This is a genomic window from Streptomyces sp. NPDC048434, from assembly GCF_043200375.1.
In the GTDB taxonomy this organism is placed as follows: domain Bacteria; phylum Actinomycetota; class Actinomycetes; order Streptomycetales; family Streptomycetaceae; genus Streptomyces.
The window spans coordinates 1-26,073 of sequence record NZ_JBICXQ010000006.1 but is presented as its reverse complement, the minus strand read 5'-3'; the positions used below and the strand labels follow the sequence as shown (position 1 = coordinate 26,073).

General features: G+C 71.6%; 24 protein-coding genes. 7 read left to right on the top strand and 17 right to left on the bottom strand.

Features of this window, described 5'->3' with window-relative positions; all coding sequences use genetic code 11:
* Positions 1–50 precede the first annotated feature (50 nt).
* Positions 51–335, top strand: a complete 285-nt coding sequence (locus ACGFWI_RS09035; RefSeq protein WP_393905270.1) for an acylphosphatase — start codon at positions 51–53, stop codon at positions 333–335.
* 111 nt (positions 336–446) lie between these two features.
* On the opposite strand, the gene ACGFWI_RS09030 is transcribed toward ACGFWI_RS09035, so the two are convergent.
* The 8 genes from ACGFWI_RS09030 to ACGFWI_RS08995 all read right to left on the bottom strand — a co-directional run bounded on the left by ACGFWI_RS09030 (position 447) and on the right by ACGFWI_RS08995 (position 12,383).
* Positions 447–1,856, bottom strand: a complete 1,410-nt coding sequence (locus ACGFWI_RS09030) for a lanthionine synthetase C family protein (RefSeq protein WP_393905269.1) — start codon at positions 1,854–1,856, stop codon at positions 447–449.
* Positions 1,853–5,023: a lantibiotic dehydratase gene (locus ACGFWI_RS09025; RefSeq protein WP_393905268.1), complete on the bottom strand. Its 3,171-nt coding sequence runs from the start codon at positions 5,021–5,023 to the stop codon at positions 1,853–1,855. Before ACGFWI_RS09025 ends, ACGFWI_RS09030 begins: the two co-directional genes overlap by 4 nt.
* Positions 5,024–5,115: 92 nt before the next feature.
* A complete protein-coding gene (locus ACGFWI_RS09020) occupies positions 5,116–5,256 on the bottom strand; it encodes a hypothetical protein (RefSeq protein ID WP_164993100.1) in 141 nt (46 codons plus the stop codon).
* Between the two features lie 488 nt (positions 5,257–5,744).
* Positions 5,745–6,773: a UDP-N-acetylmuramate dehydrogenase gene (locus ACGFWI_RS09015; protein WP_393905267.1), complete on the bottom strand. Its 1,029-nt coding sequence runs from the start codon at positions 6,771–6,773 to the stop codon at positions 5,745–5,747.
* A 309-nt stretch (positions 6,774–7,082) separates the two neighbouring features.
* Positions 7,083–8,387, bottom strand: a complete 1,305-nt coding sequence (locus ACGFWI_RS09010) for a hypothetical protein (protein WP_393905266.1) — start codon at positions 8,385–8,387, stop codon at positions 7,083–7,085.
* A gap of 284 nt (positions 8,388–8,671) precedes the next feature.
* On the bottom strand, positions 8,672–9,928 hold the full coding sequence (locus ACGFWI_RS09005; RefSeq protein WP_393905265.1) for an MFS transporter: 1,257 nt from the start codon (positions 9,926–9,928) through the stop codon (positions 8,672–8,674).
* A 275-nt stretch (positions 9,929–10,203) separates the two neighbouring features.
* Positions 10,204–11,217, bottom strand: coding sequence for a 2-hydroxyacid dehydrogenase (locus tag ACGFWI_RS09000; RefSeq protein ID WP_393905264.1), 1,014 nt, complete (start codon positions 11,215–11,217; stop codon positions 10,204–10,206).
* Positions 11,214–12,383 carry a lactate 2-monooxygenase gene (locus ACGFWI_RS08995; protein ID WP_393905263.1) on the bottom strand — a complete coding sequence of 390 codons (1,170 nt, stop codon included), beginning with the start codon at positions 12,381–12,383 and terminating at the stop codon, positions 11,214–11,216. The genes ACGFWI_RS09000 and ACGFWI_RS08995 overlap by 4 nt, the downstream gene beginning before the upstream one ends.
* 114 nt (positions 12,384–12,497) lie before the next feature.
* Between ACGFWI_RS08995 and ACGFWI_RS08990 the strand changes: the two genes are divergently transcribed.
* Complete coding sequence (locus ACGFWI_RS08990; RefSeq protein WP_393905467.1) at positions 12,498–13,658, top strand: PucR family transcriptional regulator; 1,161 nt, start codon at positions 12,498–12,500, stop codon at positions 13,656–13,658.
* A 56-nt stretch (positions 13,659–13,714) separates the two neighbouring features.
* Here the strand turns inward: ACGFWI_RS08990 and ACGFWI_RS08985 are convergent, their stop codons facing one another.
* The gene (locus ACGFWI_RS08985) at positions 13,715–14,176 is read right to left on the bottom strand and encodes a MarR family winged helix-turn-helix transcriptional regulator (protein ID WP_393905262.1); all 462 of its coding nucleotides are present in this window, start codon (positions 14,174–14,176) and stop codon (positions 13,715–13,717) included.
* A 97-nt stretch (positions 14,177–14,273) separates the two neighbouring features.
* On the opposite strand from ACGFWI_RS08985, the gene ACGFWI_RS08980 reads away from it, so the two are divergent.
* Positions 14,274–15,113: an SDR family NAD(P)-dependent oxidoreductase gene (locus ACGFWI_RS08980; protein ID WP_393905261.1), complete on the top strand. Its 840-nt coding sequence runs from the start codon at positions 14,274–14,276 to the stop codon at positions 15,111–15,113.
* A gap of 663 nt (positions 15,114–15,776) precedes the next feature.
* Positions 15,777–16,859, top strand: coding sequence for a sugar ABC transporter substrate-binding protein (locus ACGFWI_RS08975; RefSeq protein WP_393905260.1), 1,083 nt, complete (start codon positions 15,777–15,779; stop codon positions 16,857–16,859).
* 10 nt (positions 16,860–16,869) lie between these two features.
* On the opposite strand, the gene ACGFWI_RS08970 is transcribed toward ACGFWI_RS08975, so the two are convergent.
* Together ACGFWI_RS08970 and ACGFWI_RS08965 are read right to left on the bottom strand one after the other, a co-directional pair.
* Complete coding sequence (locus ACGFWI_RS08970; protein ID WP_393905259.1) at positions 16,870–17,592, bottom strand: HAD family hydrolase; 723 nt, start codon at positions 17,590–17,592, stop codon at positions 16,870–16,872.
* 26 nt (positions 17,593–17,618) lie between these two features.
* Positions 17,619–18,095, bottom strand: a complete 477-nt coding sequence (locus tag ACGFWI_RS08965) for an Lrp/AsnC family transcriptional regulator (protein ID WP_393905258.1) — start codon at positions 18,093–18,095, stop codon at positions 17,619–17,621.
* 319 nt (positions 18,096–18,414) lie between these two features.
* Here ACGFWI_RS08965 and ACGFWI_RS08960 point away from each other — a divergent pair, with 319 nt between their 5' ends.
* Positions 18,415–18,864, top strand: coding sequence for a nuclear transport factor 2 family protein (locus ACGFWI_RS08960; RefSeq protein ID WP_393905257.1), 450 nt, complete (start codon positions 18,415–18,417; stop codon positions 18,862–18,864).
* Between the two features lie 147 nt (positions 18,865–19,011).
* Here the strand turns inward: ACGFWI_RS08960 and ACGFWI_RS08955 are convergent, their stop codons facing one another.
* The 3 genes from ACGFWI_RS08955 to ACGFWI_RS08945 are packed head-to-tail and all read right to left on the bottom strand — an operon-like array spanning position 19,012 to position 21,325.
* The gene (locus ACGFWI_RS08955; RefSeq protein ID WP_393905256.1) at positions 19,012–19,968 is read right to left on the bottom strand and encodes an MBL fold metallo-hydrolase; all 957 of its coding nucleotides are present in this window, start codon (positions 19,966–19,968) and stop codon (positions 19,012–19,014) included.
* The gene (locus tag ACGFWI_RS08950) at positions 19,965–20,498 is read right to left on the bottom strand and encodes a flavin reductase family protein (protein WP_393905255.1); all 534 of its coding nucleotides are present in this window, start codon (positions 20,496–20,498) and stop codon (positions 19,965–19,967) included. Before ACGFWI_RS08950 ends, ACGFWI_RS08955 begins: the two co-directional genes overlap by 4 nt.
* Positions 20,499–20,539: 41 nt before the next feature.
* On the bottom strand, positions 20,540–21,325 hold the full coding sequence (locus ACGFWI_RS08945; protein ID WP_393905254.1) for an SDR family NAD(P)-dependent oxidoreductase: 786 nt from the start codon (positions 21,323–21,325) through the stop codon (positions 20,540–20,542).
* Positions 21,326–21,542: 217 nt separating this feature from the next.
* On the opposite strand from ACGFWI_RS08945, the gene ACGFWI_RS08940 reads away from it, so the two are divergent.
* Together ACGFWI_RS08940 and ACGFWI_RS08935 are read left to right on the top strand one after the other, a co-directional pair.
* Positions 21,543–22,034: an SRPBCC family protein gene (locus ACGFWI_RS08940; protein WP_393905253.1), complete on the top strand. Its 492-nt coding sequence runs from the start codon at positions 21,543–21,545 to the stop codon at positions 22,032–22,034.
* A 411-nt stretch (positions 22,035–22,445) separates the two neighbouring features.
* Entirely contained in the window at positions 22,446–23,576 is a 1,131-nt protein-coding gene (locus tag ACGFWI_RS08935; RefSeq protein ID WP_393905252.1) for a hydrolase, read from the top strand.
* A 217-nt stretch (positions 23,577–23,793) separates the two neighbouring features.
* Here the strand turns inward: ACGFWI_RS08935 and rfbB are convergent, their stop codons facing one another.
* The 3 genes from rfbB to ACGFWI_RS08920 form a co-directional block, all read right to left on the bottom strand.
* On the bottom strand, positions 23,794–24,768 hold the full coding sequence (rfbB, locus tag ACGFWI_RS08930; protein ID WP_393905251.1) for a dTDP-glucose 4,6-dehydratase: 975 nt from the start codon (positions 24,766–24,768) through the stop codon (positions 23,794–23,796).
* A 46-nt stretch (positions 24,769–24,814) separates the two neighbouring features.
* Complete coding sequence (metF, locus tag ACGFWI_RS08925) at positions 24,815–25,720, bottom strand: methylenetetrahydrofolate reductase [NAD(P)H] (protein WP_393905250.1); 906 nt, start codon at positions 25,718–25,720, stop codon at positions 24,815–24,817.
* Positions 25,717–26,073 (bottom strand): vitamin B12 dependent-methionine synthase activation domain-containing protein (locus tag ACGFWI_RS08920; RefSeq protein WP_393905249.1); only part of this gene is annotated, 357 nt, incomplete at its 5' end. The genes ACGFWI_RS08920 and metF, both read right to left, overlap by 4 nt.

Below are 26,073 nucleotides of genomic sequence, written 5' to 3'. Positions count from 1 at the left end.
GATATATCTGCGCTCGTACCGCCGGGGCGAGCGAACGAGGTGAGGCACGGATGATCCGCAGACGGGTGGTGGTCTCCGGAGACGTGCAGGGTGTGTTCTTCCGCGACACCTGCCGGCGCACGGCCGACGAGCAGGGAGTGGCCGGCTGGGTGCGCAATCTGCCGGACGGGACGGTGGAGGCCGTGTTCGAGGGGGAACCCGAGCCCGTTCAGAAGCTGGTGGACTGGGCCCGCGAGGGTCCGCCCATGGCGACCGTCAACACCGTGTCCGTCCATGAGGAAGAGCCGGAGGGGCTGACGGGCTTCGAGAACCGGCCGACGCCTGGCGGGTACTGACTCGCCGGGTTTCACCGGTGCTTTCACCGTCGTCGTCGGGTGCGCCTCCCGCCGCCGACGGCTCGCCGCCCGGGCCCCGGAACCGCCGTGCCGGTGGGAAAGCGAGTTCCGTCAGCCCATGAGGAGCGCCGCGTCCCAGCCGTTGTGCGCGGCGGGTGCGGTTCCCCGGCGGGCGTCGGCGTAGTCGGCCAGTACGAGGGCGATGCCGGTGGCGCCGTCCAGCAGTCCGGCGTTGTCGACGCGGTGCGGGGCGGGGTTCGGGGACGGTGTCGGCGGTGGTGCGGGTGGCAGAACCTGGGTGTAGCCGAAGGGAGTTCGCTCGTCGAAGTCCGCGACGAGTTCCCGGGCGAGGTCGTCCGCGGCCTCCCACCAGTCCGTACGTCCGGTGGCGGTGGCCATGCGGACGGTGGTGTGGAGGATGCCCGCACGGCCGTGGCACAGGCCCGGGTCGTCGGCCGCCGGCCCGTCGGGTGCGCGGTGTGCGAGAGCGCTGACCGCCTCCTCGGCCACGGCCGTCATCCGGTGGTCGCCGAGCGCCTGCCCGGCCAGGCGGAGGGTCCAGGCGATGCCGGACGTCCCGTAGCACCACCCGGGTCTGCTGCGCGCTCCTGTGGTCGGGGAGGGCCGGGAACGGGGAGGCTCTCCGGGGCGGCCGGGGAAGGCGACGCGGCCGGGCCACTGCATGCCCCGGCCGTCGGTGTACCCGATGCTCAGCACCCAGTCGGCCATGCGTCGGATGGCGTCCTGCATCCCCGGCACCCGGTGCCCGGAACGGTGGGCCAGTGACAGCAGGGCGAGCGGGCCACAAATCCCGTGGGCGACACCGATGTTGAAGTCGCCCCGCGGGAACTCCTGGCGGTCGCGCGGGACGAGGTACCGGTCGGGTGCGCACCACCAACCCGGCACCTCGGTTCCGTTTCCTCCGGCCGGGCGGACGGGGTGGCTGATGCCGACGAGAAAGTCCAGGACGTCGCCGAGTGCCGAGGCGCACCGCTCGTCGCAGTGGTCGGCCGCCAGCAGAAGGCCGCGTCCCTCTCCCGCCAGGCCCGCGATCACGTCGTAGTCGCCGTACGCCAGCCCGGGGCCGTGTTCCTGCCGCCGTGCGACGAGGCGGGCGACCCGTGCGCGGACGTATGCGGCATGTACCTCGGCGCTGCGTGCCAGCAGCCTGGCGTATCCGCCGTGTGCGTCCGCGTGCAGCCGCGCGGGCAGCAGCAGGTCACCGACCGCGGCCGGGCCGACGTCGGTGGCCGCCGCCACGGCCGCCGCGAGATGGGCGTGGCCGAGGGCCGCGTACCGGGCGTCCTTCCGGGCGCATCTGGTGTGCAGCAGCGCGATGCCGGGGTGTCCGATCAGCAGCGAGGCGGGCTGCCAGCCGGCCCGCGGCAGTGGGGGCGGCAGCGCGGCGCAGGCGCCACGGGCGGCCTGGGCCACCTGCTCCGGGAGGCTCAGCAGGTCGGCGACGCGGTGGGCGATGTCCGACGCCGCGTCGCACAAGGCATGGGGTGCGGTCGCGGTCACCTGTTGTTCCTCTTCCGGCCGAGCCACAGCGCGAGCGCCTCACGGGCCGTCACATGCGCCGCCAGTTCCTGTTCGGGGCGCGGGCCTAGCAGCCGGTTGCAGTGCATATGCGTCAGGCTCAGGGCGATCCGTCCCGTCCGGTCGGGGTCCGTCCCGGCGGCGGAGAGCGCCTCGCGCAGGCCGGTCAGCGCGGGAGCGCGGGTGCTCCATCCCACGCCCCAGCCGTCCGCGGCGGCCGGCGGCCGGGGCCTGCCGTGGGGATCCAGCAGGGCGGCGAGGGCCTGCTTCCGGGATCGCGGTACGTCTCCCCGGCGCTCCAGTACCGACGGGCGGCTGAGCCAGCCGAGCGCCTGGTCCGGGTCCCCGAGGTGGGTGAGGATGTCGAGGACGCCCAGCGCGGCCGGCAGCGTCGGATCGCCCAGCCGGTCGGGGGCCATGGCCAGGAGGGTGACGGCGGATTCGCTGTCGCTGTGGAAGAAGCGCTCGGCGTGGCCGATGGCGGCCGGGCCGCCGTACCGCTCGACCTCGGGCTCATAGGTGTCCAGCACCACCTTCCCGAGCAGCCCCGCCTCCTCGCGCGCCTGCGCCCAGGAGCGGAGCTCGGGCAGCAGCACCGGCCACAGGGATTCCGGCTTGCCGTGGAAGCGCAGCCGGATGTGGGGTGCCGGATCCTCGTAACGGAGGAAGAACCAGAGGTCGGCGCCCGCCCTGCGGAGCAGTCCGGGGTCGGTCAGCGGTGCGAGGTGACGGGCCAGCACCTCCGTCTGGCGGGCCCGGGGTACGTAGATCTTGGCGTAGAGCCATTCGCCACCGGGCAGGTGAGCCCGCGCTCCGCGGCCGCTGTCCGTGTCCCTCGTCGCGAGCGGGAGCGGGAGCGGGACCGGGACCGGCGCCGCCGTGGGGGTGTCGCGCGCGGTGTTCCGGCCGGTGGGCCTGGCGAAGACGGGGAAGAAGAACTCTGCGGCATGGGAGCCTTCGGGGCCCCGGAACCACTGCCGCTCGGCTCGGCCTCCGAACTGCTCCACCACCGTCAGGCCGGGCGCCCGCCGCACCTCGTCGCGGAAGGCCATGAGGTGCAGGGGGTCGTCGAGGTCGGCCGCGACGCGGTGGTCCGCTTTGGTGAGCAGCACCTGCCGTGGGACGTCCCAGCGCCGCCGCCACTGTCCGACCCCTGCGCGCCATTCCTCGTCCCCGCGGTCGGCCGCGGCGCGCAGGGCCCGGTCCGGCAGCCAGCGTGCCGGGGAGAGCACCGTCCGGCCGTGGCGCACCCGGGGCAGCACCGGCGCCGAGGCCCAGCTTCCCCAGCTCCACGGCGCACAGAAGGTCCGCCCTTCCTGCCCGACTTCCAGCAGGAACCGGGCCACGTACGGAAGATGACCGCTGCTCGGGTTGAGCATGGAGTACGACAGGGGCCGCACCCTTCGGCCGGTCGCGCTGTCGACGAGCCGGAGGCCGTCCGCGTCCGCGTACACCGCCAGGTTCTCCAGGCGCAGATCGTGTGCGGTCTCCGACGCGGCGGGGCCGACGCCCAGCGGGATGCGGTGGGGCAGCCACTGCGGGACGGCGGACACATTGCCGGAACGCGCCACCCTGGGCCGGTAGGCGACACACGCCGGGATCTCGTCGTGCGGCGCGGTCCGCACGGTGTGCAGGGCCAGATCCTGAATCTGCCCGGCCGACCGGCCGCCGACCACCGGGGCGAACCGGCTGAACATCGCCCCGGCCAGGGGGGACACCGCATGGGGCCCGAGCACCAGATGGAAATCCCCGCCGCACAGGGCGTCCCAGCCCGGTGTGACCAGCTCGGCTCCCACCTCCATGCTCAGGGGGGCCGGTCCGCGCCCGGCCGGTTCCAGTGCGCTTACGGTCTCCTCGTCGAGCACCACGTCGCGGCTGCCGTGACGGGCGGCGTCCATCAGCAGTTCGCCGAGGACGCGGTCGCGGGCGGCGCTATCGGGGGAGGGCGGGACGGGCGGCGGGCCGCCGCGCCGCCGGTAGTCGCGGGGCAGCCCCAGTCCCCGGGCCTCGTCGAGCAGATCCAGGACCGGGACCGGCCTGTCGGTGCCGTACCGCTCAAGGAAGGCCAGGTGGTAGTCGCGGAGGTACGGATTGCCCCGGTGAACGGGAGAGGTCCGCGACAGCACCGTCGCGGCGCGCTCCGCTTCCCGGGCCACTTCATACGGCAGGGTCAGCCGTACCTCCAGCGCCAGGTCGGCCTGGAGGACGTCAGCGGCCGGCCGTACCGCCCGCATCCGCTCGGAGACCGCGGTCAGCCGGGCTCGCCGGGAGTCCGGTGGCGTGCCGTCCAGCGAGGTCAACTCGGCTCTGATGCCGCGCAGTTGGTGAGCTGTCGGATGATTGAGTCCGTACAAGTGGTCGCATACGTGGTCGAGAGGGGCGGTGCAGTCGGGCGGCGGCGTCAGATCGCTGAGCAGGAAGCGACCGCGTACGAGCTGCCCGATGCTGCGTTCGACCGCGCCCTCGGGTGCCTGGGGGAACTGCCGCTTTCCCTCCTCCACCAGCTCGGGATAGGGCGTGGCCTGCGCCGCGGCCGCCAGGAGGTGCCGGACCACCCGGGTATGGCGCACCGAGCCCGCCAACTGCCGCTCCCCGGTGCGGTCATGGTGGTCGACCAGCACCAGCCGGCCGTCTCGTACGGTGCGCAGGTTGGTGGCGGTGAGCCGGGAACGTTCCAATACGGCCGGGACATCGAGCAGCGTCTCCAGGACACCGTCCAGCCAGTCCGCGTCCGGCCGGGTCACGCTGTGCCCGCCACCGACCATCTCCCGTGCCGGCGCGGATCCGAATCCGGCGACACCGACCCCCGCGAAGAAGCCGAACGGGGTGGGGCGGTGGGACATCCGGGAGTGGTACTTCGTCAGTGACACCGCGATACGACGAAGCGACTTGAGCCTGAGCCGTTCGCCCGTGACGACTCGGGCGACCTCCGCCGCGAGGCCCGCGCTGGCCAGGCTCACCGCCTCCATGAGCCGTGGGTCGGCGGCGAGTTGGGTCACCTGACGGCGCAGCCAGCTCTCTTCGTGCGGGTCCCCGGCGGCGGGCCGGGGCCGCCTGGCCGGTGCGTCGTCCGAAGGCAGGGGGAGGGCCGCGGCTCGCACCAGAGCCACCGTCCCGCACTCGAAACCGACGTCACTCCTGCCGCCCACGATTCTCTCCGCCCCGCTCCGCGCGCCCTGCTTCGCCCGACGACGGTGCGGGGCGGCGGACGAAGTCCTCGGCGCCGCCCCGCACCCCTGTCTCAGCAGCTCCAGGAGGTGACCGGACAGACCTGCGTCATGAGCTTCGACTCCTGCGCACTCATGGCGACCGTGGCCGAATCCGTGATTTCCATGTCGAGGTCGAGGTCGAATTCGTCCATGCTGGTGATGATGTTCTCCATGGTCCCCTCCAAAGAAAGATGTTTTAATCCCGGAGCATTTCCGGTTGTTGCAGAGATTTCGCAACCGTCGGATATTCCATCGGGGGTGCATGTCGTGTCAAGCGTATGGAGGATGCGCTCCGCTTCGTGCGGCCCGCGGAATGCGGGGATCCGGTTCGTCCCGACTTCCCTTGCCGACGGCCTGAGTTCACCGGCGAATTGCCACCATTGTCCGGTGCGCGGTGGAGCGGACGGGCGCTTCCGGCCCTCTCGGCGAGCCATCAAGAGGGCCGGAATATCACCTCGGGCAAAAGAACTTGCGCGCACCTGAGGAGAGTGCGTTCGGGAAAAGAGACCCGGCGGAATGCCGGTTTGCGTTCGACCGGCCCGTCAACTGCGCCCCTCGCCTGCCGTCCGGACATTGACGTTCCCCGCAATGCCGAATCGTTCAGGGTGGGAAACGGGCGAAGAGGCGTGAGTTCTCTCACTCCGGGAGCGGGCGGCCGAGTTCAGAGGAAGTCGATTTCGGCGGTGAGCCGTACTCCGGTACGGCGCAGGACCTCCTGGAGCACGATCTCGACCGCCTGGGTGAAGCCGGCGGCGCTCGCACCCTCCTCGGCGACCAGGGTGTAGTGCAGTGAGGAAATGCGTACGCCCGTGACGATCGGCCGACGCAGCTCGAATCCGGCCTGCCGGATGAGCCAGCTCGCACTGACCCGGATCGAGCCGTCGGGGAAGCGGTTCACCGGTGCGTTGCGCGCCCGCAGGCGCTCGGCCTGGGCGGGGGAGATCTCGGGGCTCAGGAACACACTGCCGACCGAGCGGTCGTCGGTGCCGCTGCACCCCAGCACCATCCCCTTGCTCTTCCGGACGGCGAGCACCGCCTGGGCCACCTCGTCCAGTGGCACCCGGCGACCGACCGGAACGTCGAGCTCGGCGGCGACCGTCCGGTAGGTGAGCGGCGCGCTCAGCTCGGACCGGCGCAGCGCAAAGACCAGGCTCAGCAAGGTCCATCGGCGGGAGCGCTTGAAGACGCTGGTGCGGTGGCCCAGCCCGCAGGCCGCGGCATCCATGGTGACCGTGCGGCGCAACGTCCAGTCCCATGCCGTCACTTCCACCAAGGTGTCGGCGGTCTCCTGGCCGTAGGCGCCGACATTCTGCACCGGTGTGGCGCCGGTGGTCCCGGGGATGCCCACCAACATCTCCATACCGGTGAGGCCCTCGGCGACGGTGGTGTCGACCAGATCGGCGAGCGGATGACCGGCCTGGACCTCCACCAGCACCCGTCCGTCGGCGGTGCTCCCGGCCATGCGTACGCCCTTGGTGCTCATCCGCAGCACGGCGCTGTCGCATCCGGCGTCGCTGACCAGCACATTGCTTCCTTCGCCCAGACAGACGGGCTCGCCGGGGAAGCTGCCGGCCAGTGCGACGAACTCGGGGAAGTCCGCGGGGTCGTGCAGCTCGATGAGGGCCGCCGCCGGTCCGCCGAGGCCCAGCGTCGTCATCGGGGCAAGCGGTGCCTCGTGGGTGACTCGCATATGTTCCTGTTCTCCTGGATGCCGTTCCGGGTCTGGGGGTCCCGCCAAGGAGGCGCGCGGCGGGAGGGGCCGTCCTTCAGTGTGTGACGACCAGGGCCCGTGCCCGTGCCACTGCACCGCCGGTGTGGGCCGACGGCCTGCCGAAGGCGTCACCACGGCACGGCGGCCGCCTCCCGGCCACAGCCGCGGTCCGTGTTCCGCGCCGGTTCCGCGCCCTGGCCACCGCGTTCCCGGCCACCGCCGCACCGGCCGGCCGGCCGTCCACACGCTGACCGCCAGCGCTCACTGACACACCTCGGGGTTCACCCTCTAGCACGTCGCCCGTGTCCGATCCACTTCCAGCAGATCGTCGGCCCGTTGCACGATCTCGCGCGCCACCGCACTGTCATATCGCACGAACCGCTGCCGCAGAGCCATCAGCCGGGAGTGGGCGCGCTGCGAGCTGATGTTCTCGGCCAGGGTCAGCGCCTCCGCGGCGGCTTCCGCGGCACCGTCGACCTCGCGGTGCGCCAGTCGTGCCTCGGCCAGCGAGGTGCTGTGCAGCAGCAGATTGCGCGGCTGGCTGCCCTGGAGCAGGTCGATCCCGTGCGCGAGATGCCACTCCGCCTGTTGGGGGCGCCCCAACTCCAGCCAGGCCCGCCCGGCATCGGCCACCATGACCGCGGGCGTGAGCCAGTACGCCCATGGCGGCTCGGACGAGGGCCGGCCGGCCCGGCTCAGCTCGGCGGCCTCGTCCAGGGCGCGCCGGCAGCCCGCCTCGTCGCCGAGGCCCGCACGGGCTCTGGCCTCGCGCGTGGCCAGCAGCGCCTGACCGATGCCCATGTCCTCTTGCGCCGTTCCCTTGCGGGCGATCCGGATCAGACGCAGCGCCTCTTCCGTCCGCCCGGCCCAGACGGCCCGGTAGCTCATACAGGAGATGATGTACGCGGCGAGCGGCCGGTCGCCGGCGGTACGTGCGGCGCTCAGGGCGCTCAGAAAGCGGGTATTGCTCAGCTCGTCCATGCCCTGGTCGGCGGTCAACCAGGCGGTGAGCTGGCCGAGTTCGGCGATGATCCGGTGCAGTCGCAGACCGGTCGAGGTGTCGTAGGAGTAGGTGGCGGCCAGCTTCTTCGCCCACTGCAGGTCCTGGAGCGCCCAGTCCAGTACGAGCCCGCTGCTGCAGCTGTCGTCCAGCTGACGCAACTGCTGGATCCTGACGGTCAGCACCTCGACCGCGACCTCGGGGACCTCCTCGCCGCGCGTCCGGGAAGGCGGCGGCGCGTCGTCGGCCACCAGCCAGTCCACCGAGGCGGTGACCGGATCCAGGGCGGCGGCCTGCGGCGGCACGGACGTCATGGGGCGCCGTTGAGCGGGGATGCGCTGAGGTGACGGTGCCGCGGGGAAGTGCCGGGGCCACAGCGCTTCGACCGCTATGGGCTCGCCGAGCTGGTCGGACAAGATCTTGGCGACGATGTACGGCAGCCGGCGCCGGGGGCAGGCCCCCTTCAGCCAGTTGTAGGGGGCCTTGCTGCTGATGGTGCCGCTACCGCACCGCTTGTTGATCTCCCGGGCCAGCCGCTCCGGCGGCCAGGATAATCGCGCCAGGCACGACGCTAAGACAGCTACCTCGTTCATCGGCGGCGAACCTCGACCGCAGCGGCACTCGACGCTGAAGTGGTGGTGTCTGGGGCAGGATCGGTCAGCTCCGGCGACTGCTGCGGATGCCCTGGCGCTGTGTCAGGCCTGAGCGGAAGAGGGCCGACAGTGTGCATAGCTGCTTTCCACGCCCCCCTGCCGAGAACTGCCCACCCATACTAGGGATTCCCGGGCGTCAGGTGTCGAATCTGTGATGACGGACACAGCAACTGCCCATCATGTGCAGGTGCGTTGCCTAAGCACAAGGAGGCTTGCCGAGGACCTCAGACTCGGTGCAGCTGCCGGGCCGGGCCGGAGTCCGGCACCGCGGCCGGGCGCAGCGCCAGCCAGTACAGCGCCACCCCGCAGGCCAGCACCGCGACCGCGAACAGGAACGGCGCTTCGAACGATCCGGTCACCTGCGCCAGCCGGCCGGTGAGCAGCACACCACCGGCCGTGGCCGCCGTATTGAGGAAGTTCATCAGTCCGCTGACCGCTCCCACCGTCCCCGGCGGTGCGAGCAGCCCCGGGAGGCTCCAGGCGACGGGCGCGGCAATGGCCAGCCCCGCCAGGGAGACGGACATCCAGACGACGGCGACGGCGGGTGACCCGGCGCTCCCGGCGGCGCCGATCGCCGCGCCGAGCGCCAGCCCGCACGTCAGAACCGTTTTGCGGACCGTCCACGGCTGGTGGCCCCGGCGCACCAGCCGGTCCACCAGCCAGCCTCCGACGATGAGTTCGGCCACCGTCGCCACCGCCCACGGAATCATCGAATAGAAGCCGGACTGCAGCAGCCGCACATGGAACTCCCGCTGGAGGAACTCCGGCATCCAGGTCAGCACGATGTTGATGGTGTAGCCGTAACAGGCGAAACCGCACGACAGGATCCAGATCCTGCCGGAGCGCAGCGCCACGCGGAACTGCTCCGCCCCGCCCCGGTCGACGTCCCGGGCCCCGCCCTTGAGGATGAACTCCCGCTCCGCCGGACGCAGCGACCGGTACGCGGACGGGTCCCGGTACCCCCACCACCACACCGCGGTGAACAGCGCGCTGACCACGGCGGTGAACAGGAACCCGGCCCGCCAGCCCCACTCGCTCATCACGAACGCCAGGACGGGGAACGCCACCATGTTGGCCAGCTTGGTGGCGCCGTCGAACATCGCCGTCGCCCTGCCGCGCTCGCCGAGCGGGAACCACGCCGCGGTCGCCTTGGAGGCGCCGACCATCGAGGGCCCCTCGGCGACCCCGAGCAGCAGCCGGGCCGCGATGATGGGGCCCACCCCGCCGGCCACCGCGGTCAGCAGCCCGGCAACGGCCCACAGTGCGGAGGCGATCCGGGTCAGCCGCGAGACGCCCAGGAGGTCCACCAGCAGACCGGCGGGTAACTGGACCAGACAGTACGACCACGTGAAGGCCGAGAGGACCACACCGAGTTGCTGGAGGTCCAGCCCGAAGTCGTCGGCGATCGAGGAGCTCGCCACCGATATCGCGGTGCGGTCGAGGAAGTTGACGAGGATGCCTCCGGCGAGTAGCCCACCCATCGCCCAACGGGTGCGTCCACGGGGTTCCACGAGCGTGCACCGGCCTTTCCTGTTGATCGGCGAGACGGTCCATGGTGATCACAACAGAGCCGGACCGGTACGTCACCGATGCGCCGAACAATGGCTGGAATGCAGGAAAGAGCGATGTGCGGAAGCCGGGGGGGCGGCCGGGGCGAGGACCCGAAGGGGCATCGGCATCCGGCTGCTCCCGCACGAGCGCGGCTTCGGCCGGTCGGGCGGGAGCAGCCGGCGGTGGGCGGCCGTGGCGCGTGCCGTTACGAGACGACGTCCCGCAGCGGCTTGCCCTCCAGGTGGTCGATGACGTTCTGGACCGCGGCTAGGGCGATACGGACCAGCGTCTCGCGGGTGACTCCCGCGACGTGCGGGGAGAGCACCACGTTCGGGGCCTTGAGCAGACGCAGGGCCGCCGTGGGCGGTTCGGGGTCGAAGACATCGACACCGGCCCCGGCGAGGGTGCCGGCGGCCAGGGCGTCCGCGAGGGCGTCCTGGTCGATGAGGGCGCCGCGGGCGGTGTTGATCAGGAAAGCGGTGGGTTTGAGGAGGGCCAGGCGCTCCGCGTCGAGGAGGTTGCGGGTCCGGTCGGTGAGCGGGGCGTGCAGGGTGATGTAGTCGGAGGTGCGCAGCAGTTCGTCGAGGCTCAAATGGCGGGCGCCGCCGAGGCGGGCCGCGGTCTCCGGGGCGACCGGCTTCGGCCCGGCGTAGACGATGTCCATGTCGAACGCGACGGCCCGGCGGGCGACTTCCTCGCCGATGTGTCCGAGACCGACGATGCCGAGCGTCTTGCCGGACAGCTCGGTGATGGACCGCTGCAGGCGCGGCAGCGCCCAGTCGGCCTCGACGAGCGCCGTGTGGGCCGGGACGAGCTGCTTGGCCAGGGCGAGCATCAGGGCGAAGGTCTGCTCGGCGACGTTCTGCTTCTCCGCGCCGCTGGAGCCGATGTTGCAGACCGGGATGCCCCTTTCGCGCGCCGCTTCCAGGTCCACGTAGTCGAAGCCGTGACTGGCGCACTGGACGAGCTCCAGATCCGGTGCGGCGGCGAGATGTCCGGCCGTGACCGGGGCCAGGCCGGTGATGAGGAGATGGGCCTCGCGCAGCGCCGCCGGGTCCTCGTCGGTCCTCTCGACGACGGTGACCCGGGTCTGCCCGGGGAAGAGGCCGGCCAGCCCGGCGCCGGCGGCGCGGCCTCCGACATGCGGCGAGACGACGGCGAGGACGTTCCGCACGGTGTGCGGCTCCGTGGTGGGGGAGGGGTCCGGCGAGGTGGTCATGCGGATTCCTTGATGAGGTCGTCGGCGGTCAGCGTGGCCGGGCGGGAGTGCCCGGACAGCGCGAGGGTCAGGTCGAGCTCGGCGAGCAGACAGCGGATGACATGCTCGACGCCCGCCTGGCCGTCGAGGCCGAGCCCATAGGCGTACGGGCGCCCCACCAGCACCGACTTCGCGCCCAGGGCCAGCGCCTTGAAGATGTCGTCGCCGGTGCGGATGCCGCTGTCGAAGAGCACGGTGAGCCGGTCGGCCGCCGCCTCGACGACGCGGGGCAGTGCATCGGCGGCGGCGACGGAGCCCGCCACCTGGCGGCCGCCGTGGTTGGAGACGACCACCCCGTCCATGCCGGCCTCGGCGGCCCGCAGGGCGTCCTCCGGGTGCAGGATGCCCTTGAGCACGATCGGGCCGTCCCAGTTCTCGCGCAGGAACGCCAGGTCCGGCCAGGTCTTGGCGGGGTCGGCGAACATTCCCAGGAAGTGCATGACGGCCGCGTTCGGGTCCTCCTGCACCGGCTTGGCGAGCCCGGCACGGAACGCGGGATCGGTGAAGTAGTTGGCGGTGCCGACGCCGTGCAGGAACGGCAGATACGCCTGGTCGAGATCGCGCGGCCGCCAGGCGAGGAGCGGGGTGTCGAGGGTGACGAACAGCGCGGTGTATCCGGCCGCCTTCGCCCGGTTCAGAAAGCTCCTGGTGACCTCGCGGTCCTTCGCCCAGTACAGCTGGAACCACCGCTCCCCGTCGCCCATCGCCTCGGCGACCTCCTCCATGGGGGTGCTGGAGGCGGAGGACAGGATGTACGGAACGCCCTGGGCCGCGGCGGCTCGTGCGGCGCCGGGCTCGGCCTCCGGATGCATGATCGACAGCACGCCCACCGGCGCCAGCGCGAGCGGCGCGGGCAGCGCCCGCCCCAGCACCTCCACGGACAGATCGCGCTCGTGCACCTCGCGCAACATCCGCGGGACGATCCGCCGGCGGTGCAGTGCCGCCCGGTTGGCGTCGGCGGTGCTGCCGGTGCCCGCGCTGCCCGCCACATAGCCGACCGGGCCGGGGCCGAGGCGCCGCTCGGCGAGCTCCTCCAGCCGCGTCAGATCGGTCGGCAGCCGCGGTACGGCGCCGGTCATGCCGTGGAGATAGATCTCGTACTGGAAGTCCGCCCAGTGCTTCGCCATCCGTACGTCCCGCCTCTCGTCGCTGAGACTGCGTGCTCACCGAGATCCTGGCGACAGTGACAACACCCGTCCACCGCGATGCGCACAACACGCGGGTGGAATCATCACCCTGTGATGAAGGAACGGGAGCGTGTACGGCAGCAGCTGCTCGCCGATCCCAGGGTGGTCGCGACGATCGTCGCCGCCGTGCGCGAGCAGGTCCCGGCCTATGCCGCCCTCGATGACGGCCGCCTCCACGAGGTGCGGGCCATCGCCGCCTGGGCGCTGGACCGGTTGCTCCATCTCTGGGCCACCGACAGCGCACTCACCCCGGCCGACGTCCGCAGGTTCCGCGGTATCGCGGCGGCGCGGGCCGCGGACGGCCGCCCGATGCAGGCGGTCCTGCGGGCCTACCGGGTCGCGGCGACGGTGATGACCGACGAGGTTGCGGCCGCCACACCCCCGCCGGGCGCACCGGACGCCTTCGCGCTCGCGCGGATGGCGCTGACCACCCTTGACACCCTCTCCGAAGAGATGGCCACGGCCTACACCGCCACCAGCGAAGATCTCACCGCGGACCGCGACCGGGCGCTGCGGCTGCTCCTCGACGACCTGATCGCGGGACGGCACGCTTCCATCGGCGCGCTGACCGACCGGGCCGCGCGGTTGGGCAGACAACTCCCGGACCCCTACTGCCTCTTGGTGGCGGAGCCCGCCGACGCGGACGGCGCCGTCGTGACGCAGGAGGCGGCCCTCGGGCTCCTTGCCCCGCTCGACGGCCACGGTGGCGACACCCCGCTGGTGACGGTCCGGGGCTCGCGCGCCGTCCTGCTGCTGCCCGCCGCGGCCGGTGGGGCCGTGCCCCGGGCCCTGGGCGAGCGGGGCCTGCGCGGCTGTGCCATCTCGGGGGAGAGCCTGGACCGGATCGCCGTCGCCTACCGTCTGGCGGCCGACGCCCTGGAGACGGCACCCGCGCACGCCCACCACCCCGCGCGGGTCCTGACGGACGGCGACGCCCAGGTGCTGGCGCTCCTCGGCGGACGACCCGCCACCACTCCCGAACAGATCAGCCGACTGATCCTCGGCCCGCTCGTCCAGCCCGGCCGCCGGCACCTCTTGGAAGCGCTCACCACCTACCTGGACACGGGCTCCGCGACCGCCGCCGCCCGGAGGCTCGGCCTCCACCCCCAGTCACTGCGCTACCGGCTGCGCCGCATCGGCGAGCTCACCACGCGTGACCCGCGCGACCCCTGGCAGCGACTCACCCTGGACATCGCCCGGACGATCGCGCACTGAGGCGCCGGCGGCTCCGCCCGGCCCGCCTTGATCCGTGAGGCGGTCCAGGGCCGTCCTCAGCCGTCCTTGTTGGCCTTGAGCTTCTGCCACACCGCGCTCAGCGCTTCGAGGTCCTCCTGGTCGAGGAGATCGGTGAACACCGGGGCCAGACACGAGCGGCGGGTGGCATCGGCCTCCTCGAAGAGCCGGCGGCCTTCCGGGGTGAGGGACACCTCGACGGAGCGTGCGTCGCGTGCGGACGGGGTGCGGGTGACCAGCCCGCGGCTCTGGAGGGCGTCCACGACACGGGAGACCTGGCTGCGGCTGAGCATGGTGCTGTTGCCGAGCACGGAGGCCGGGACCGGGTCCGGGCTGGAGGCGAGCCAGAGCATCACCTCGAACCAGGAGACCGGTAGGTCGTGGGCCTTGCTCAGGGCGCGGTCCACGCGTTCGGTGAGGACGGTTCCGGCCCAGACCAGCCCGTAGAAAGCGTGGTCGGCCACGGGCATCTCGGCCTGGGTGAGCTTCCTTTTTGCCATACCGCAAGGCTACCGGTTGCGTGTGCGTACACATAATGTCTATGGTGTGTGTACACGCACGTAAATTGCTCCGTCACACGGGGCCGAAAGGTTTGCCATGTCTTCCAAGGTTGTTCTGATCACCGGCACGTCCTCCGGCATCGGCCTGGCTGCCGCCGTCGCCGCGGCGCAGGCGGGCTGGCGGGTCGTGGCCACGCTGCGCGATACCGGCCGCGCCGACGCCCTGCGCAAGGCGGCCGGGGAGGCGGGGGCGGAGCTCGATGTCCGACAGCTCGATGTCGTCGACGAGGGCTCTGTCGCCACGGCGGTCGACGGAGTGATCGCCGATTACGGCCGTCTCGACGCCGTGATCAACAATGCGGGTGGCGGACACCTCGGCACGCTGGAGAACGAGACCGTTGCCGAGGTGCGCACGGTGATGGAGGTCAACTTCTTCGGCGTGCTTCATGTCTCGAAGGCGGCGCTGCCGCATCTGCGCGCCTCCGGCGGCCGTCTGATCACCGTCACCAGCGTCGGCGGGGTCGTCGGTCAGCCCTTCAACGAGGCCTACTGCGCGGCCAAGTTCGCCGTCGAGGGCTACATGGAGAGCCTGGCGCCGGTGGCGGCGGAGCTCGGGGTGACGGTCTCCGTCGTCGAGCCCGGCGCCGTGGCGACCGAATTCGTCAACAACATCGGGGTCGACCTGGCGGGCGAGGTCGCCGCGGCGGGCCCTTACGCGGACGCGCTGCAGGCGTACCTGGACCGCACCGTCGCCCAGTTCCTCGGCAGCGCGCAGACCCCGGCCGAGGCCGCTGAGGCCGTGCTGGAGGCGCTCACCGCGGACCGGCCCGCGTTCCGTATCCAGACGTCGGACTGGGCACGCGGCTTCACCGGCACCAAGCTCACCGACCTGGACGGCTCGGCGGTGCTCGGCCTCACGGGCGGCTGGGTGGGCTGACCCGGTGCGGCTGCGCCGGACGTCCCGGCCGGGCCGCGCACAGTGAGCGAAGCGGGTCAGAGATCGTCATGGCCCGGGTTCTCGTGGTGAGGACTCGGGCTCAAAAAATTAAGCTAAAGACATTCCCAGGGATTCCCCATTTCTGCCGCCGCATTTGGTTGCGGTGCGGGAAAAGCGGCCGGCGCCGTCGTCGCCGCGACGCCGTCGGCCCGGTTCTGAGTGGTCTTGACCAATTCCCGGCCCGGCTCCCTGGCCATCCCCGAAGGCTGCGCCCGGCACCTATTTCTCGCGCTTCCCGCGATCCGGCAGGCGCGGTGAAAGGCCGAGCAGGTGTTCGCACGTGCGGCCGACGCGCGTTACGGTCGCCAACTCCACTGGGATATGCCCTGGTTGACGGGACGACCGGCGGTGCGGGCCCCGGTGTCCGCCCGCTTCCCGCCGCCGAAGTGGCAGGGGTGAGGACCGGAGCGTTACGGAGTGTTCCGGAATGAATTGACCGTTTCGGGACCGGCCGGAAGGCCTGCCGAGCGGCGGGGTTTCAGAGAGTCAAATCACGGCTCACTCCCACATCGTTATTGCTTCGATTCTTGACGGTAGGGCCGGAGATGACGTTCAATTCAGCCGTTCTGGGCCGGTCAGGCGGCCCCTTTGGAGGTACCGGGAATGAATGCAATAATGCGGCGCGCCCTCACCGGCGCAATGGCGCTCTCGCTCGCAGCGCCCTTGGCGGCCTGTGGAAGTGATCACCAGGACGCCGGTGCCGGCAAGGACTCCATTGGGCTGCTCCTTCCGGAGAGCAAAGCCGCCCGGTACGAGAAGTTCGACCGCCGCATCATTTCCTCGCGCGTTGCGTCCCTCTGCCTCGAATGCAAGCTCGACTACCACAATGCCGAGCAGAAGGTCGACGCCCAGAAGAGACAGTTCGACGCCCTGGTGAAGAAGGGCGTCAAGGTCATCATCCTGGACCCGGTCGACGCCGCGGCGGCCAAGAACTGGGTGGACTCGGCCGCCAAGAAGGGCGTCAAGGTCATTGCGTACGACCGGCTCGCCGAGGGCGATGTCGCGGCCTATGTCTCCTACGACAACGAAAAGATCGGCCGGCTCCAGGGGCAGGGGATTCTCGCCGCTCTCGGTTCCCAGGCGGCCGCTTCCGACGTCGTCATGATGAACGGCTCGCCGACCGACCCGAATGCGCCGTCCTACAAGAAGGGCGCCCATGACGTCCTCGACGGCAAGGTCCGTAAGATCGTCTATGAGAAGGACATCCCCGACTGGTCCGCCGCGACGGCCAAGAAGGAGATGACCGACTTCATCAACGCCCATGGCGCCGCGGGTTTTGACGCGGTCTACTCGGCCAATGACGGTATGGCGGGCGGTATCGCCGCGGCGCTCAAGTCGGCCGGTGTCAAGAATGTGCCGGTCGGTGGCCAGGACGCCGAACTCCCCGCGCTGCAGCGGCTGATAGCCGGTACCCAGTCCTTCACCATTTACAAGGAAGTCAGGCCGGAGGCCGAAACCGCCGCCGAAATCGCCTTCCGTCTGCTGCGGGGCAAGAGCATCAAGTCCCTGACGTCGGACACCGCACACAGCAACAGCAAGTCCGCTGTCCCCGCCCAGCTGTTCAAGGCGCAGATCGTCACCAGGAAGAATATGAAGGACACCGTCGTCCGCGACGGCACCGTCCGGACCGACCTGCTCTGCGCCGGCGATCTCGCCGCCGAATGCAAGTCCCTCGACCTGGAGTGACCCACCCCGGTCAGGGGGAAGACCGGACCGGCTGCCCGAGCCAGTCGTATGCGGCCCGCGCCGTGAATTCCCCCTGACCGCCCTTGAACAGCAGCCCGGCGCTCGCGAAGGCCGGGTCGTCGGCGGTGGCGGCCACATACGGGACGGCGATGCACCGCATTCCCGCCCGGTGTGCCGCGAGCGCGCCGGGCGCCGCGTCCTCCAGCACCACACAGCGGGCAGGATCGACACCCAGCCGGCGCGCCGCCTCCAGGAACACATCCGGCTCGGGCTTGCCGTGCGCCACCTCCTCGGCGGACACGACTGTGGTCAGCAGCGCATCGAGCCCGGTACCGGCCAGCACCGCCTCGATCGCGGCCCGCGACGAACCGGATGCCACGGCCATCGGGTGCCCGGCCGCCGACAGGCGCTCCACGAACGCGCGCATCTCGGGGAAGACCTCGGTGTGCGCCCGTGCCAGCTCCAGGTAGGTACGGTTCTTGCCCGCCAGCAGCTCGTCGAGCGGCGCGGCGATGCCGAACTCCTGGCTGAGAATCTCCAGGGTCTCGCGGGTGCCGATGCCGATGAAGCGGGTGTGGTGCTCCCAGCTGAAGTCCGGCACACCGTACCCGGCCAGCAGCCGGCGCCCCGCCTCGTAGTAGTTGGGCTCGCTGTCCACCAGCGTGCCGTCGAGATCGAAGATCACCGGAGCGGGTGGGGCGGCCGTGACCCGGGATGCGGCGGAGGTGCTCATACCCACCAGCATGCCAAGCGGCCGGCTCATCGCGACCCGGCGGTGCCGACCTCCTCGACCAGCGGCAGCATGCGATGCGGCACCCGCTCGCGCAGCGCCACCTCCGTACGGGTGCGGACCACGCCCGGCAGGCTGATCAACCGCTGGATCACATCCTCCAGATGCGCCGCGTCCCGTGCCACCACCCGGGTCAGCAGATCCCCGCCACCGGTCGTCGAGAACGCCTCGATGATCTGCGGGACCTCCGCCAGCGCGTCGGCCACCTCCTCCAGATGGCCCTGGGTGACCTCGATGTGGACGAAGGCGAGCACGGGATGGCCGAGCGCGGCGGGGGACAGCAGGGGGCTGTAGGCGGTGATCACACCGTCCCGTTCGAGGCGGTCCAGGCGCGCCTGGACGGTTCCCCGGGCGACGCCGAGGAGACGTGCGTACTCCCGCACACTGGTGCGCGGCTGCTCCAGCAGCAGCCGGAGGATCTTGGCGTCGAGGGCATCCACGGCCATGGTGCAACGGCCTCCTCACGGGGCGGCGAGCTTCCTGGGGCTCGTGACGGTACCAATGGCTCAGTGAATGCAGTATCGGGTGGGCCATCTGCCTGCCCGGCCCGGCGTGCTTCCTTCGCTGCTCCCCGGCCTCCTCTCCCCGGCCTCCACTTGCCGGCCTCCTCTCCCCGGCTTCCTCTCGTCGCCGACCGCAGCCTGCCCGCGGTCGACGGCCGCCGAACTCCAGCGGCGCTGGAGAGGTACTGCAGCCCCGGGCGGAAGAGTGGGCCGTGGCCCGGTCGCCGTCCGTGGCGGCCGGCGGTCAGCGGAGGGAGCAGCCGTGTCGCAGGTGGTACGGACAACGGAACGTCAGGTCACCGGGGACCTCTACGCCGAGGTGCGGACCTTCTACGCGCGCCAGATGCGCCGCGTGGACGCCCTGGACATCGAGGGCTTCGCCGAGACATTCGCCGAGGACGGTGAAGTGCTGCACGCCAACGGCGAGTTGGCGAAGGGGCGGAAGGCCATGGTCGCCGGGATGCGTGCGGCCCTGCCCCGCTACCGCGACATCGCGGTGCGGCACTGGTTCGACCATCTGCTGATCGAGCCCGTCGACCCCACGGGTGAGGAGCTGAGGGTGTCGTACTACTCCCTGGTCACCCGGACCGACCGGGCGGGCGTCGTGACCTTCGAACCGACCTTCACGGTCGAGGATGTGCTGGTGCGGCGGGACGGGCAGCTGCTGACGCAGTCACGGGTCATCCACCGCGACAGCCCGGCCGCCGTCTGACGACACGTCTCCCGGTACGGCAGGAGCGTCGGAAACGGCAGGCACGGAGGGGACGGGGGAAGGTGCACATGGGTGAGGGCGGTGGGAGATCTCCCACCGCCCTCACACATGTGCACGCAGGCGGCCGCGCGCCCGGGGGAGTGGCCGTCAGGCGTGGCAGGCCGGGAGGTGGCCGAGGAAGGTGACCATCTCCTGGAACGAGGCCGCGACGTCGATACGGGCGCCGGGCGCGAGGCCCGTTGCCTCGGCGTAGGCGCGGTGCAGATTGCCGACCAGACGCTCGGCGTCCACCAGGCCGGCGAAGCGGCCCAGATCGGCGGCGCGGGCGGTCTCCAGCGGGGTGCGGCCGGCGCGCAGACCGTCCTCGGCCAGCTGGGCCAGCCAGCGCAGATAGTCCTCCGTGGCGTCCAGTATCCCGGGCCCGGCCACCGGGCCGTGGCCGGGGACGACGGTCTCCGGCCCCAGGGCGCGCAGCCGCTCCAGGGCACGCAGGGAGCCGGCGACCGAACCCATCAGGACGTAGGGCGTCACCTGGGACCACACCACATCGCCGGTGAACAGCACCCGGCGTTCGGGCACCCAGACGACCACGTCGTGGGCGGTGTGGGCCGGGCCGACATGGAGCAGCTCGACGTGCAGCTCGCCGACGCGCAGCGTCAGCCGCTCGGTGAACGTCAGATCGGGGAGGGCGAGGGTGATCTCGCCCCAGTCGACGCCCGGCCACAGCCGGCACAGGCCGAGCCCCGACTCGGCCATGTCGCCGCGGGCCCCCTCATGGGAGATGACGGTGGCGCGGGGGGTGAAGAGGGAGTTGCCGAAGACATGATCGCCGTGGAAGTGGGTGTTGACCACGGTGTCCGGGCCGCCGGGCGCCACGCGCGTCACCTCGTCGCGCAGTCGCTCGGCCCTGGCGCGGGTCGCGACCGTGTCGACGAGGACGCACCGGCCGCCTCCTGTGATCACTCCGGCGTTGTTCAGGCACCAGCCGCCGTCGGGCTGTTCGTAGACGAAGACGCCGTCGGCCAGCTCCCGCAGCGTGGGTGCGCCGGCCGCCGGCCGGGGGGTGCGGGCCGTGGTGGTGCCGGCGGCCGCGGGGGCGTTCACGCGGTCTCCTGGGTGCCGGACAGCCGGGTGTAGCGGCCCTGGTGGAAGACGAGCGGGCGGGCCTCGTCGGGCGCGCGGTGCACGGCCACCACCCGGCCGATCAGCAGGACGTGGTCGCCGGCCTCGTACTCGGTGTCCAGCCGGCATTCGAAGGCGGCCACGGCGGACGGGATGACAGCGTTGCCGGTGGTGCCCTCGACGGCGCCGATACGGGCCATCGCCCGCTGCCCCTCGGGGCGGTCCGGGCGGGCGAACTCCGTGGAGAGCCGGTGGTGTTGCTCGCCGAGCACGTTGACGGCGTAGCCGCCGCCGCGCCGGATCCTCGGCCGCATCCGTCCGTCCTTCTTCACGGACACCAGGATCAGCAGCGGGTCGAGGGAGACCGAGGCGAGGCTGTTGAGCGTCATCACGATCGTCCGGTCGCCGCAGCCCTGGGTCAGCAGGGTGACGCCGGTGGGGAACGTTCCCATGGCCGCCCGGAACGTGGCGGTGTCGGGATGGTCCAGGAGGGTGGTGCCGGGGTCGGTCATCGGTGGGGCTCCGTCTCTGTCGTCCGCGGCGGGGTGCCGGATCAGTAATTGCCGAGTCCGCCGCAGACGTTGAGCGCCTGCGCGGTGACCGAGGCGGCGGCATCGGTGGTCAAATAGCCGACCAGACCGGCCACTTCCTCGGGGGTGACATAGCGGCCGGTCGGGATCCTGGCCTCGAACTTGTCCTGGACGTCCCGTTCCGAGATGCCGAAGTGCTCGGCGTGGCCCTGGCGTACGCGCTGTGCCATCGGCGTCTCGACGAAACCGGGGCAGACCGCGTTGACGGTGATCCCGGTCTTGGCGAGCTCCAGGCCGACGGCCTTGCTGAAGCCGACGACGCCGTGCTTCGAGGCGGAGTACGGCGCCGCCAGCACCACACCCTGTTTGCCTCCGGTCGACGCGATATTGATGATCCGGCCCCAGCCGCCGTCCTGCATCCGCCCGGTGGTCAGCACCTCGCGGGTGACCCGGAAGACGCTGTTGAGGTTGATGTCGATGACATCGAGCCAGGTCGCGTCGTCGATCTTCGCGGTCTCGCCGCCGCCGTTGCGGCCCGCGTTGTTGACGAGGATGTCGATGCGTCCGTAGGTGTCGACGGCCTGCCGCACCGCCGCACGGATCTGCTCCGGCGAGGAGACGTCGCAGGTGGTCCCGGAGACCTCCAGCCCCTCCGCGCGCAGTCGCTTGACGGTGCTGTGCACATTCTCCTCGCCGCGGGACACGCCGAACACGGCACTGCCCTGACGGGCCAGCAACTCGGTGACGGCCAGGCCGATCCCGCTGGTGGCGCCGGTGACGAAGGCGACTCGTCGTGGTGCGTCAGTCATGGTGCTCTCCCGTTGTCGTGGCCGCGGACTGCCGACGGTGGCGGCGCGGCCTTGCGCGCGTCTCGACTGCCTCTGGAGCGCCGCGGGCGGTCGCGGGCGGGGGAGAACCCGGGTGGGCAGGCATACGGCGGCGGGTCGAGCGGGACTCGACGCGGTGTCGAGGCGAGCGGGTCAGCGTGCGGGTGCGCCCAGCCACGAAGGACATGAAGGAGGAGCCGTGCCCGAGCAGACACAGGCACCGACCCCGCCGCAGACGATCCCGGACGTACGCAAGTCGGTGACGGTCGCGGCCACACTTGAGCACTGCTTCAAGGTGTTCACCGAGCGGCCCGCGGACTGGTGGCCGCCGTCGCACATCCTCGTCAAGAAGGAACGCGCCGGCCTCGCCTTCGAACCCGGCGTCGGCGGCCGCTACTACGAGTGGGACGTGGACGGCAACGAGATCGCCTGGGGCCGCGTCCTGGAGTGGGACCCGCCGCGCCGCCTCGTGATGACCTGGCGCATCGACGGGCACTGGCAGTCGATCCCGGACGACGAGCGGGCGAGCGAGATCGAGGTCGACTTCACGGCCGTCGACGACCGCACCACGAAGGTGGAGCTGGCCCACGTCAAGCTGCACCGGCACGGTGAGGGCGCGTTCGGCATCTTCAAGGCGCTGGACGGGCCGAGCCCGGGGGAGACGCTGGAGCGGTTCGCCCGCGCCATCTGACAGCCACCGGCAGACGGGACCGAGCGGCCGCCGGCTTCCCCCGGCCCGCCTCTCCCGTCCGCCCACCCGCTCCCGCGGCGGTGCCCCGCCGCCGTGTGGCGCGCGGTGCGTCCACCACCCCGGGGCGCGCCGTGCCACCGCGCAGGGACGCCAGCACCCCGTACGCCCCTGCCTTCCGAGGCCCCGGACCCCAACGGCGCGGTCCGGGGCCTCGCCGGTTCTGTCCGCGCCGGTCCCGGCCGCCGCGTTGCCTTCGCCCCGGCCGAGGTCCAGGGCCGGTGCAGCCGACCTCTAGGCGGTGTCGTCAAGCTCCTTTCCGGCTCGACGGGAGGGTGACGACACCCCCCGGCCCGCCCCCCCACCCGACCGGTCACCGCACCGCAAGGCCCGTCATCACAGGAGGACATGAGGATGCCTGCCGATACACAGCTGGACACCGGGCTCGTCCCGGCCGCGGAGAAGGTGCGCATCCTCGCGGCCGAGCACGCGGCCGAGGCGGACCGCACCGGAACGCTCTCCCCCGACGTCATCGACGCCCTGCGCGGCGCGGGCTTCGCCCGGCACTTCGTGGCCCGCTCCCTCGGCGGCGCCGAGGGCACGTTCGCGGAGCTGACCCGCGCGGTCCTCACGATCGGAGAGGCCTGTGCGGCGACCGCCTGGTGTGCCTCGCTGAGCGCCTACTCGGCCCGTTTCACCAGCCATCTGCCCGCCCGCGGCCATCAGGAGGTCTGGGGAGCGAGCCCGGACCCGGTGATCGCCACCGCGCTGATGCCCGGCGGGCGTGCGGTGCCCGACGGCGACGGCTGGCGGCTCTCCGGCCGTTGGGCCTACGTCAGCGGCATCGACTTCGCCGACCGGGTGCTGGTGTGCGCCACGGTGGCCGGCGGCCCGGACGGCGGCGACGGACCGCCCCTGATGCGGTTCTTCGCCCTGCCGCGCGCGGTCTGCACCGTCGAGCGGACCTGGGACAACGTGGGGATGCGCGCCACCGGCAGCCATACGGTGTCGGTGGACGGGGTCGCCGTCCCCGGTCATCTGTCGTTCGACCGGGCCGACATGCTGACCGGCCGCAGTGCCGACTCCGATGTGGCCGCTCACAACGTGCCGTTCCAGGCCGTCGGCGGACTGACCTTCATCGCGCCGGTCGTGGGAGCCGCCGCCGGCGCGCTGGCGTCGAGCGCGGCGACCATGACCGGCCGGCGTCGCAACCCGTCGAACGAGCTGCTGCTGGTCCGGGCCTCCGGCCGGATCGACGCCGCACGCCACCTCGTCGAGGAGAACGCCGAGGTGCTCGACGAGCGCCGCTTCACGCCCGAGCACATGGCCCGCAACGAGCGCAACGCCACCTTCGCCGCGGAGCTGTGCACCGACGCCGTCGGCCTGCTGGTCCGTGCGGCGGGCACCGGTGGCCTGGGGGAGTCCGCACCGCTCCAGCGACTGTGGCGGGACGTCACCTCGGCGGCCGGTCACATTGCGCTCCAGTACGACACGGCGGCCCGCAAGAACTACTCGGCGGTGCTGCTGGCGGCGGCCGGGGGCTGACCGGCCCGGGGAAGCAGCGAGGAGGGGTGGGGGGGGGCCCCGGGCCCCCCCCCCCCCGCGGGGGGGGGGGGGGGCCCCCCCCCCGGCGCCGCCCCCCCGCCGGGAGGGCCCCCCCCGCGGGCCGCACCACCCCTTGCGCGTGGGACGTTCGACAGCGCCCGGTGCGCGGCCGCCCGTCAGGGAAGCCGCGCACCGGGCGCCCGGCGGGCCGCACCGTTCACTGCGTATCGCTCTTCAACGGCTTCCACCACGCCGGGTTGTCCCGGTACCAGTCCACCGTCTCGCCCAGGCCCCGCGCGAAGGAGACCGCCGGCGCATACCCCAGCTCACGGCGGATCTTGCCGTCGTCCAGCGCATAGCGCAGATCGTGGCCCTTGCGGTCGGGCACCCGGCGCACCAGCTGCGGGTCCGCATGGCACAGCTCCAGCAGCAGCTCGGTCATCTGCCGATTGGAACGCTGGTTGCCCTGGCCGATGTTGTAGACCTCGCCGGCCTCCCCACGGGTCAGCACCAGCTGGATGGCCCGGCAGTGATCGTCGACGTGCAGCCACTCCCGTACGTTCCTGCCGTCCCCGTACAAGGGCACCGGTTCTCCCTGCAGCAGGTTCGTGACGAACCGGGGGATCAGCTTTTCGGGGTGCTGGTAGGGGCCGTAGTTGTTGGAGCACCGGGTGATCGACAGATCGAGACCGTGGGTGCGCCAGTACGAGCGGGCGACGAGATCGGCGGACGCCTTGGACGCGGCGTAGGGGGAGTTGGGCAGCAGCGGGTGGTCCTCGGTCCAGGCGCCCTCGGCGATCGACCCGTACACCTCGTCCGTGGAGATGTGCACGACCCGCGGTATGCGGGCGGCGACACAGGCGTCGAGCAGCGTCTGGGTGCCGCCGACGTTGGTGCGGACGAACGCGCCGGCGTCGGTCAGGGAGCGGTCGACATGGGACTCCGCGGCGAAGTGGACCACCGCGTCGTGGCCCGGCAGCAGGTCGAGGAGCAGTCCCCGGTCGCAGACGTCCCCCTCGATGAAGGCCAGCCGGGGGTGACTCGCCGGCAGGTTCGCCCGGTTGCCCGCGTAGGTGAGTTTGTCCAGGACGGTCACCGAGGCCTTCTCATGGCCCGGGTAGCCGCCGGCGAGGAGGGTGCGGACGTAGTGGGAGCCGATGAATCCGGCTCCGCCGGTCACCAGGAGTTTCATGTGCCGGCCTCCGCAGGGACGAGGGGATGCATGGGGTGTCCTCTTCCTAGTGTCGGTCCGGTTGCCGCTGTGGGACGGCGGTGGACAGGCCGAGGTTCTGGTGGATCTCCAGTGTCGCGGTGGACCGGTTCAGGGTGATGTAGTGCAGGCCCGGCGCTCCTTCGGCCAGCAGCCGCTCGGCCATCATGGTGGCGTGCTCGACGCCGATGCGATGGGCTGCCGCGGGGTCGTCACGGGCCGCCTCCAGCCGGTGCGCCAGATCTTCGGGGAACGCCGCATGGCTCAGCTCGGCGAAGCGGCGGATCTGGCGTACGTCGGTGGCCGGCATGATCTCGGGAATGACCGGGGTGTCACACCCGGCCGCGGCGACCCGGTCCCGCAGCCGCAGATAGTCCTCCACGCGGAAGAACATCTGGGTGAGGGCGTAATCGGCGCCGGCCCGGCATTTGGCGACGAAATGACGGATGTCGCTGTCCCAGTCCGGCGAGGCGGGGTGCCGTTCGGGGAAGGCGGCCACGCCGACGCTGAACTCACCGGACTCCTTCACCAGCCTCACCAGCTCCTGGGCATGGCGCAGCCCGTGCGGATGCGGACGCCAGGGACCGTTGGGGGCGCCGGGCGGATCGCCGCGCAGGGCGAGCACATCGCGTACGCCCGCGTCCGCGTACTGCCCGATGATGTGCCGCAGCTGGGCGACCGAGTGGCCGACGGCGGTGAGATGGGCCACCGGCCGCAGTGTGGTCTCGGCGGCCAGCCGCTTGGTGACCTCGATCGTCCGGTCGCGGGAGGAACCACCGGCCCCGTACGTCACGGAGACAAACGTCGGCGACAGCGCCTCGATACGGCGGATGGCCTGCCACAGTGCCCGCTCGCCGGCCGCGGATTTGGGCGGGAAGAACTCGAAGGACAGCGAGCGCGCTCCCGTGGCCAGCGTGTCGCGCAGGGCGTTCATCCCCGGCCTCCCGCATTGAAGTAGCCGGCTTCGGGGTGGTGGATGACGAGGGCGTCGGTGGACTGCTCGGGGTGCAGCTGGAACTCCTCGGAGAGCTCGACACCGATCCGTTCCGGCCGCAGCAGGACCGCGATCTTGGCGCGGTCCTCCAGATCCGGGCAGGCGGGATAGCCGAAGGAGTAGCGGCAGCCCTGGTACTCGGTGCGCAGCATGCCGTCCAGAGTGTCCGGGTCTCCGGAGCCGATGGCGAGTTCGCTCCGGACCCGGGCGTGCCAGTACTCGGCCAGGGCTTCGGCCAACTGGACGGACAGGCCGTGGAGTTCGAGGTAGTCGCGGTAGGAGTTGGCCTCGAA

Coding starts and splice junctions, on each gene's coding strand:
- ACGFWI_RS09010 (WP_393905266.1), bottom strand. CDS start 8,387: ATGAACGAGGTAGCTGTCTTAGCGTCGTGCCTGGCGCGATTATCCTGG.
- ACGFWI_RS08950 (WP_393905255.1), bottom strand. CDS start 20,498: ATGACCGACCCCGGCACCACCCTCCTGGACCATCCCGACACCGCCACG.
- ACGFWI_RS09005 (WP_393905265.1), bottom strand. CDS start 9,928: ATGGGTGGGCTACTCGCCGGAGGCATCCTCGTCAACTTCCTCGACCGC.
- ACGFWI_RS09035 (WP_393905270.1), top strand. CDS start 51: ATGATCCGCAGACGGGTGGTGGTCTCCGGAGACGTGCAGGGTGTGTTC.
- ACGFWI_RS09000 (WP_393905264.1), bottom strand. CDS start 11,217: ATGACCACCTCGCCGGACCCCTCCCCCACCACGGAGCCGCACACCGTG.
- ACGFWI_RS08990 (WP_393905467.1), top strand. CDS start 12,498: ATGAAGGAACGGGAGCGTGTACGGCAGCAGCTGCTCGCCGATCCCAGG.
- ACGFWI_RS08945 (WP_393905254.1), bottom strand. CDS start 21,325: ATGACTGACGCACCACGACGAGTCGCCTTCGTCACCGGCGCCACCAGC.
- ACGFWI_RS08980 (WP_393905261.1), top strand. CDS start 14,274: ATGTCTTCCAAGGTTGTTCTGATCACCGGCACGTCCTCCGGCATCGGC.
- ACGFWI_RS08995 (WP_393905263.1), bottom strand. CDS start 12,383: ATGGCGAAGCACTGGGCGGACTTCCAGTACGAGATCTATCTCCACGGC.
- ACGFWI_RS08985 (WP_393905262.1), bottom strand. CDS start 14,176: ATGGCAAAAAGGAAGCTCACCCAGGCCGAGATGCCCGTGGCCGACCAC.
- ACGFWI_RS08965 (WP_393905258.1), bottom strand. CDS start 18,095: ATGGCCGTGGATGCCCTCGACGCCAAGATCCTCCGGCTGCTGCTGGAG.
- ACGFWI_RS08935 (WP_393905252.1), top strand. CDS start 22,446: ATGCCTGCCGATACACAGCTGGACACCGGGCTCGTCCCGGCCGCGGAG.
- rfbB (WP_393905251.1), bottom strand. CDS start 24,768: ATGAAACTCCTGGTGACCGGCGGAGCCGGATTCATCGGCTCCCACTAC.
- ACGFWI_RS09020 (WP_164993100.1), bottom strand. CDS start 5,256: ATGGAGAACATCATCACCAGCATGGACGAATTCGACCTCGACCTCGAC.
- ACGFWI_RS08975 (WP_393905260.1), top strand. CDS start 15,777: ATGAATGCAATAATGCGGCGCGCCCTCACCGGCGCAATGGCGCTCTCG.
- ACGFWI_RS09015 (WP_393905267.1), bottom strand. CDS start 6,773: ATGCGAGTCACCCACGAGGCACCGCTTGCCCCGATGACGACGCTGGGC.
- metF (WP_393905250.1), bottom strand. CDS start 25,720: ATGAACGCCCTGCGCGACACGCTGGCCACGGGAGCGCGCTCGCTGTCC.
- ACGFWI_RS08970 (WP_393905259.1), bottom strand. CDS start 17,592: ATGAGCACCTCCGCCGCATCCCGGGTCACGGCCGCCCCACCCGCTCCG.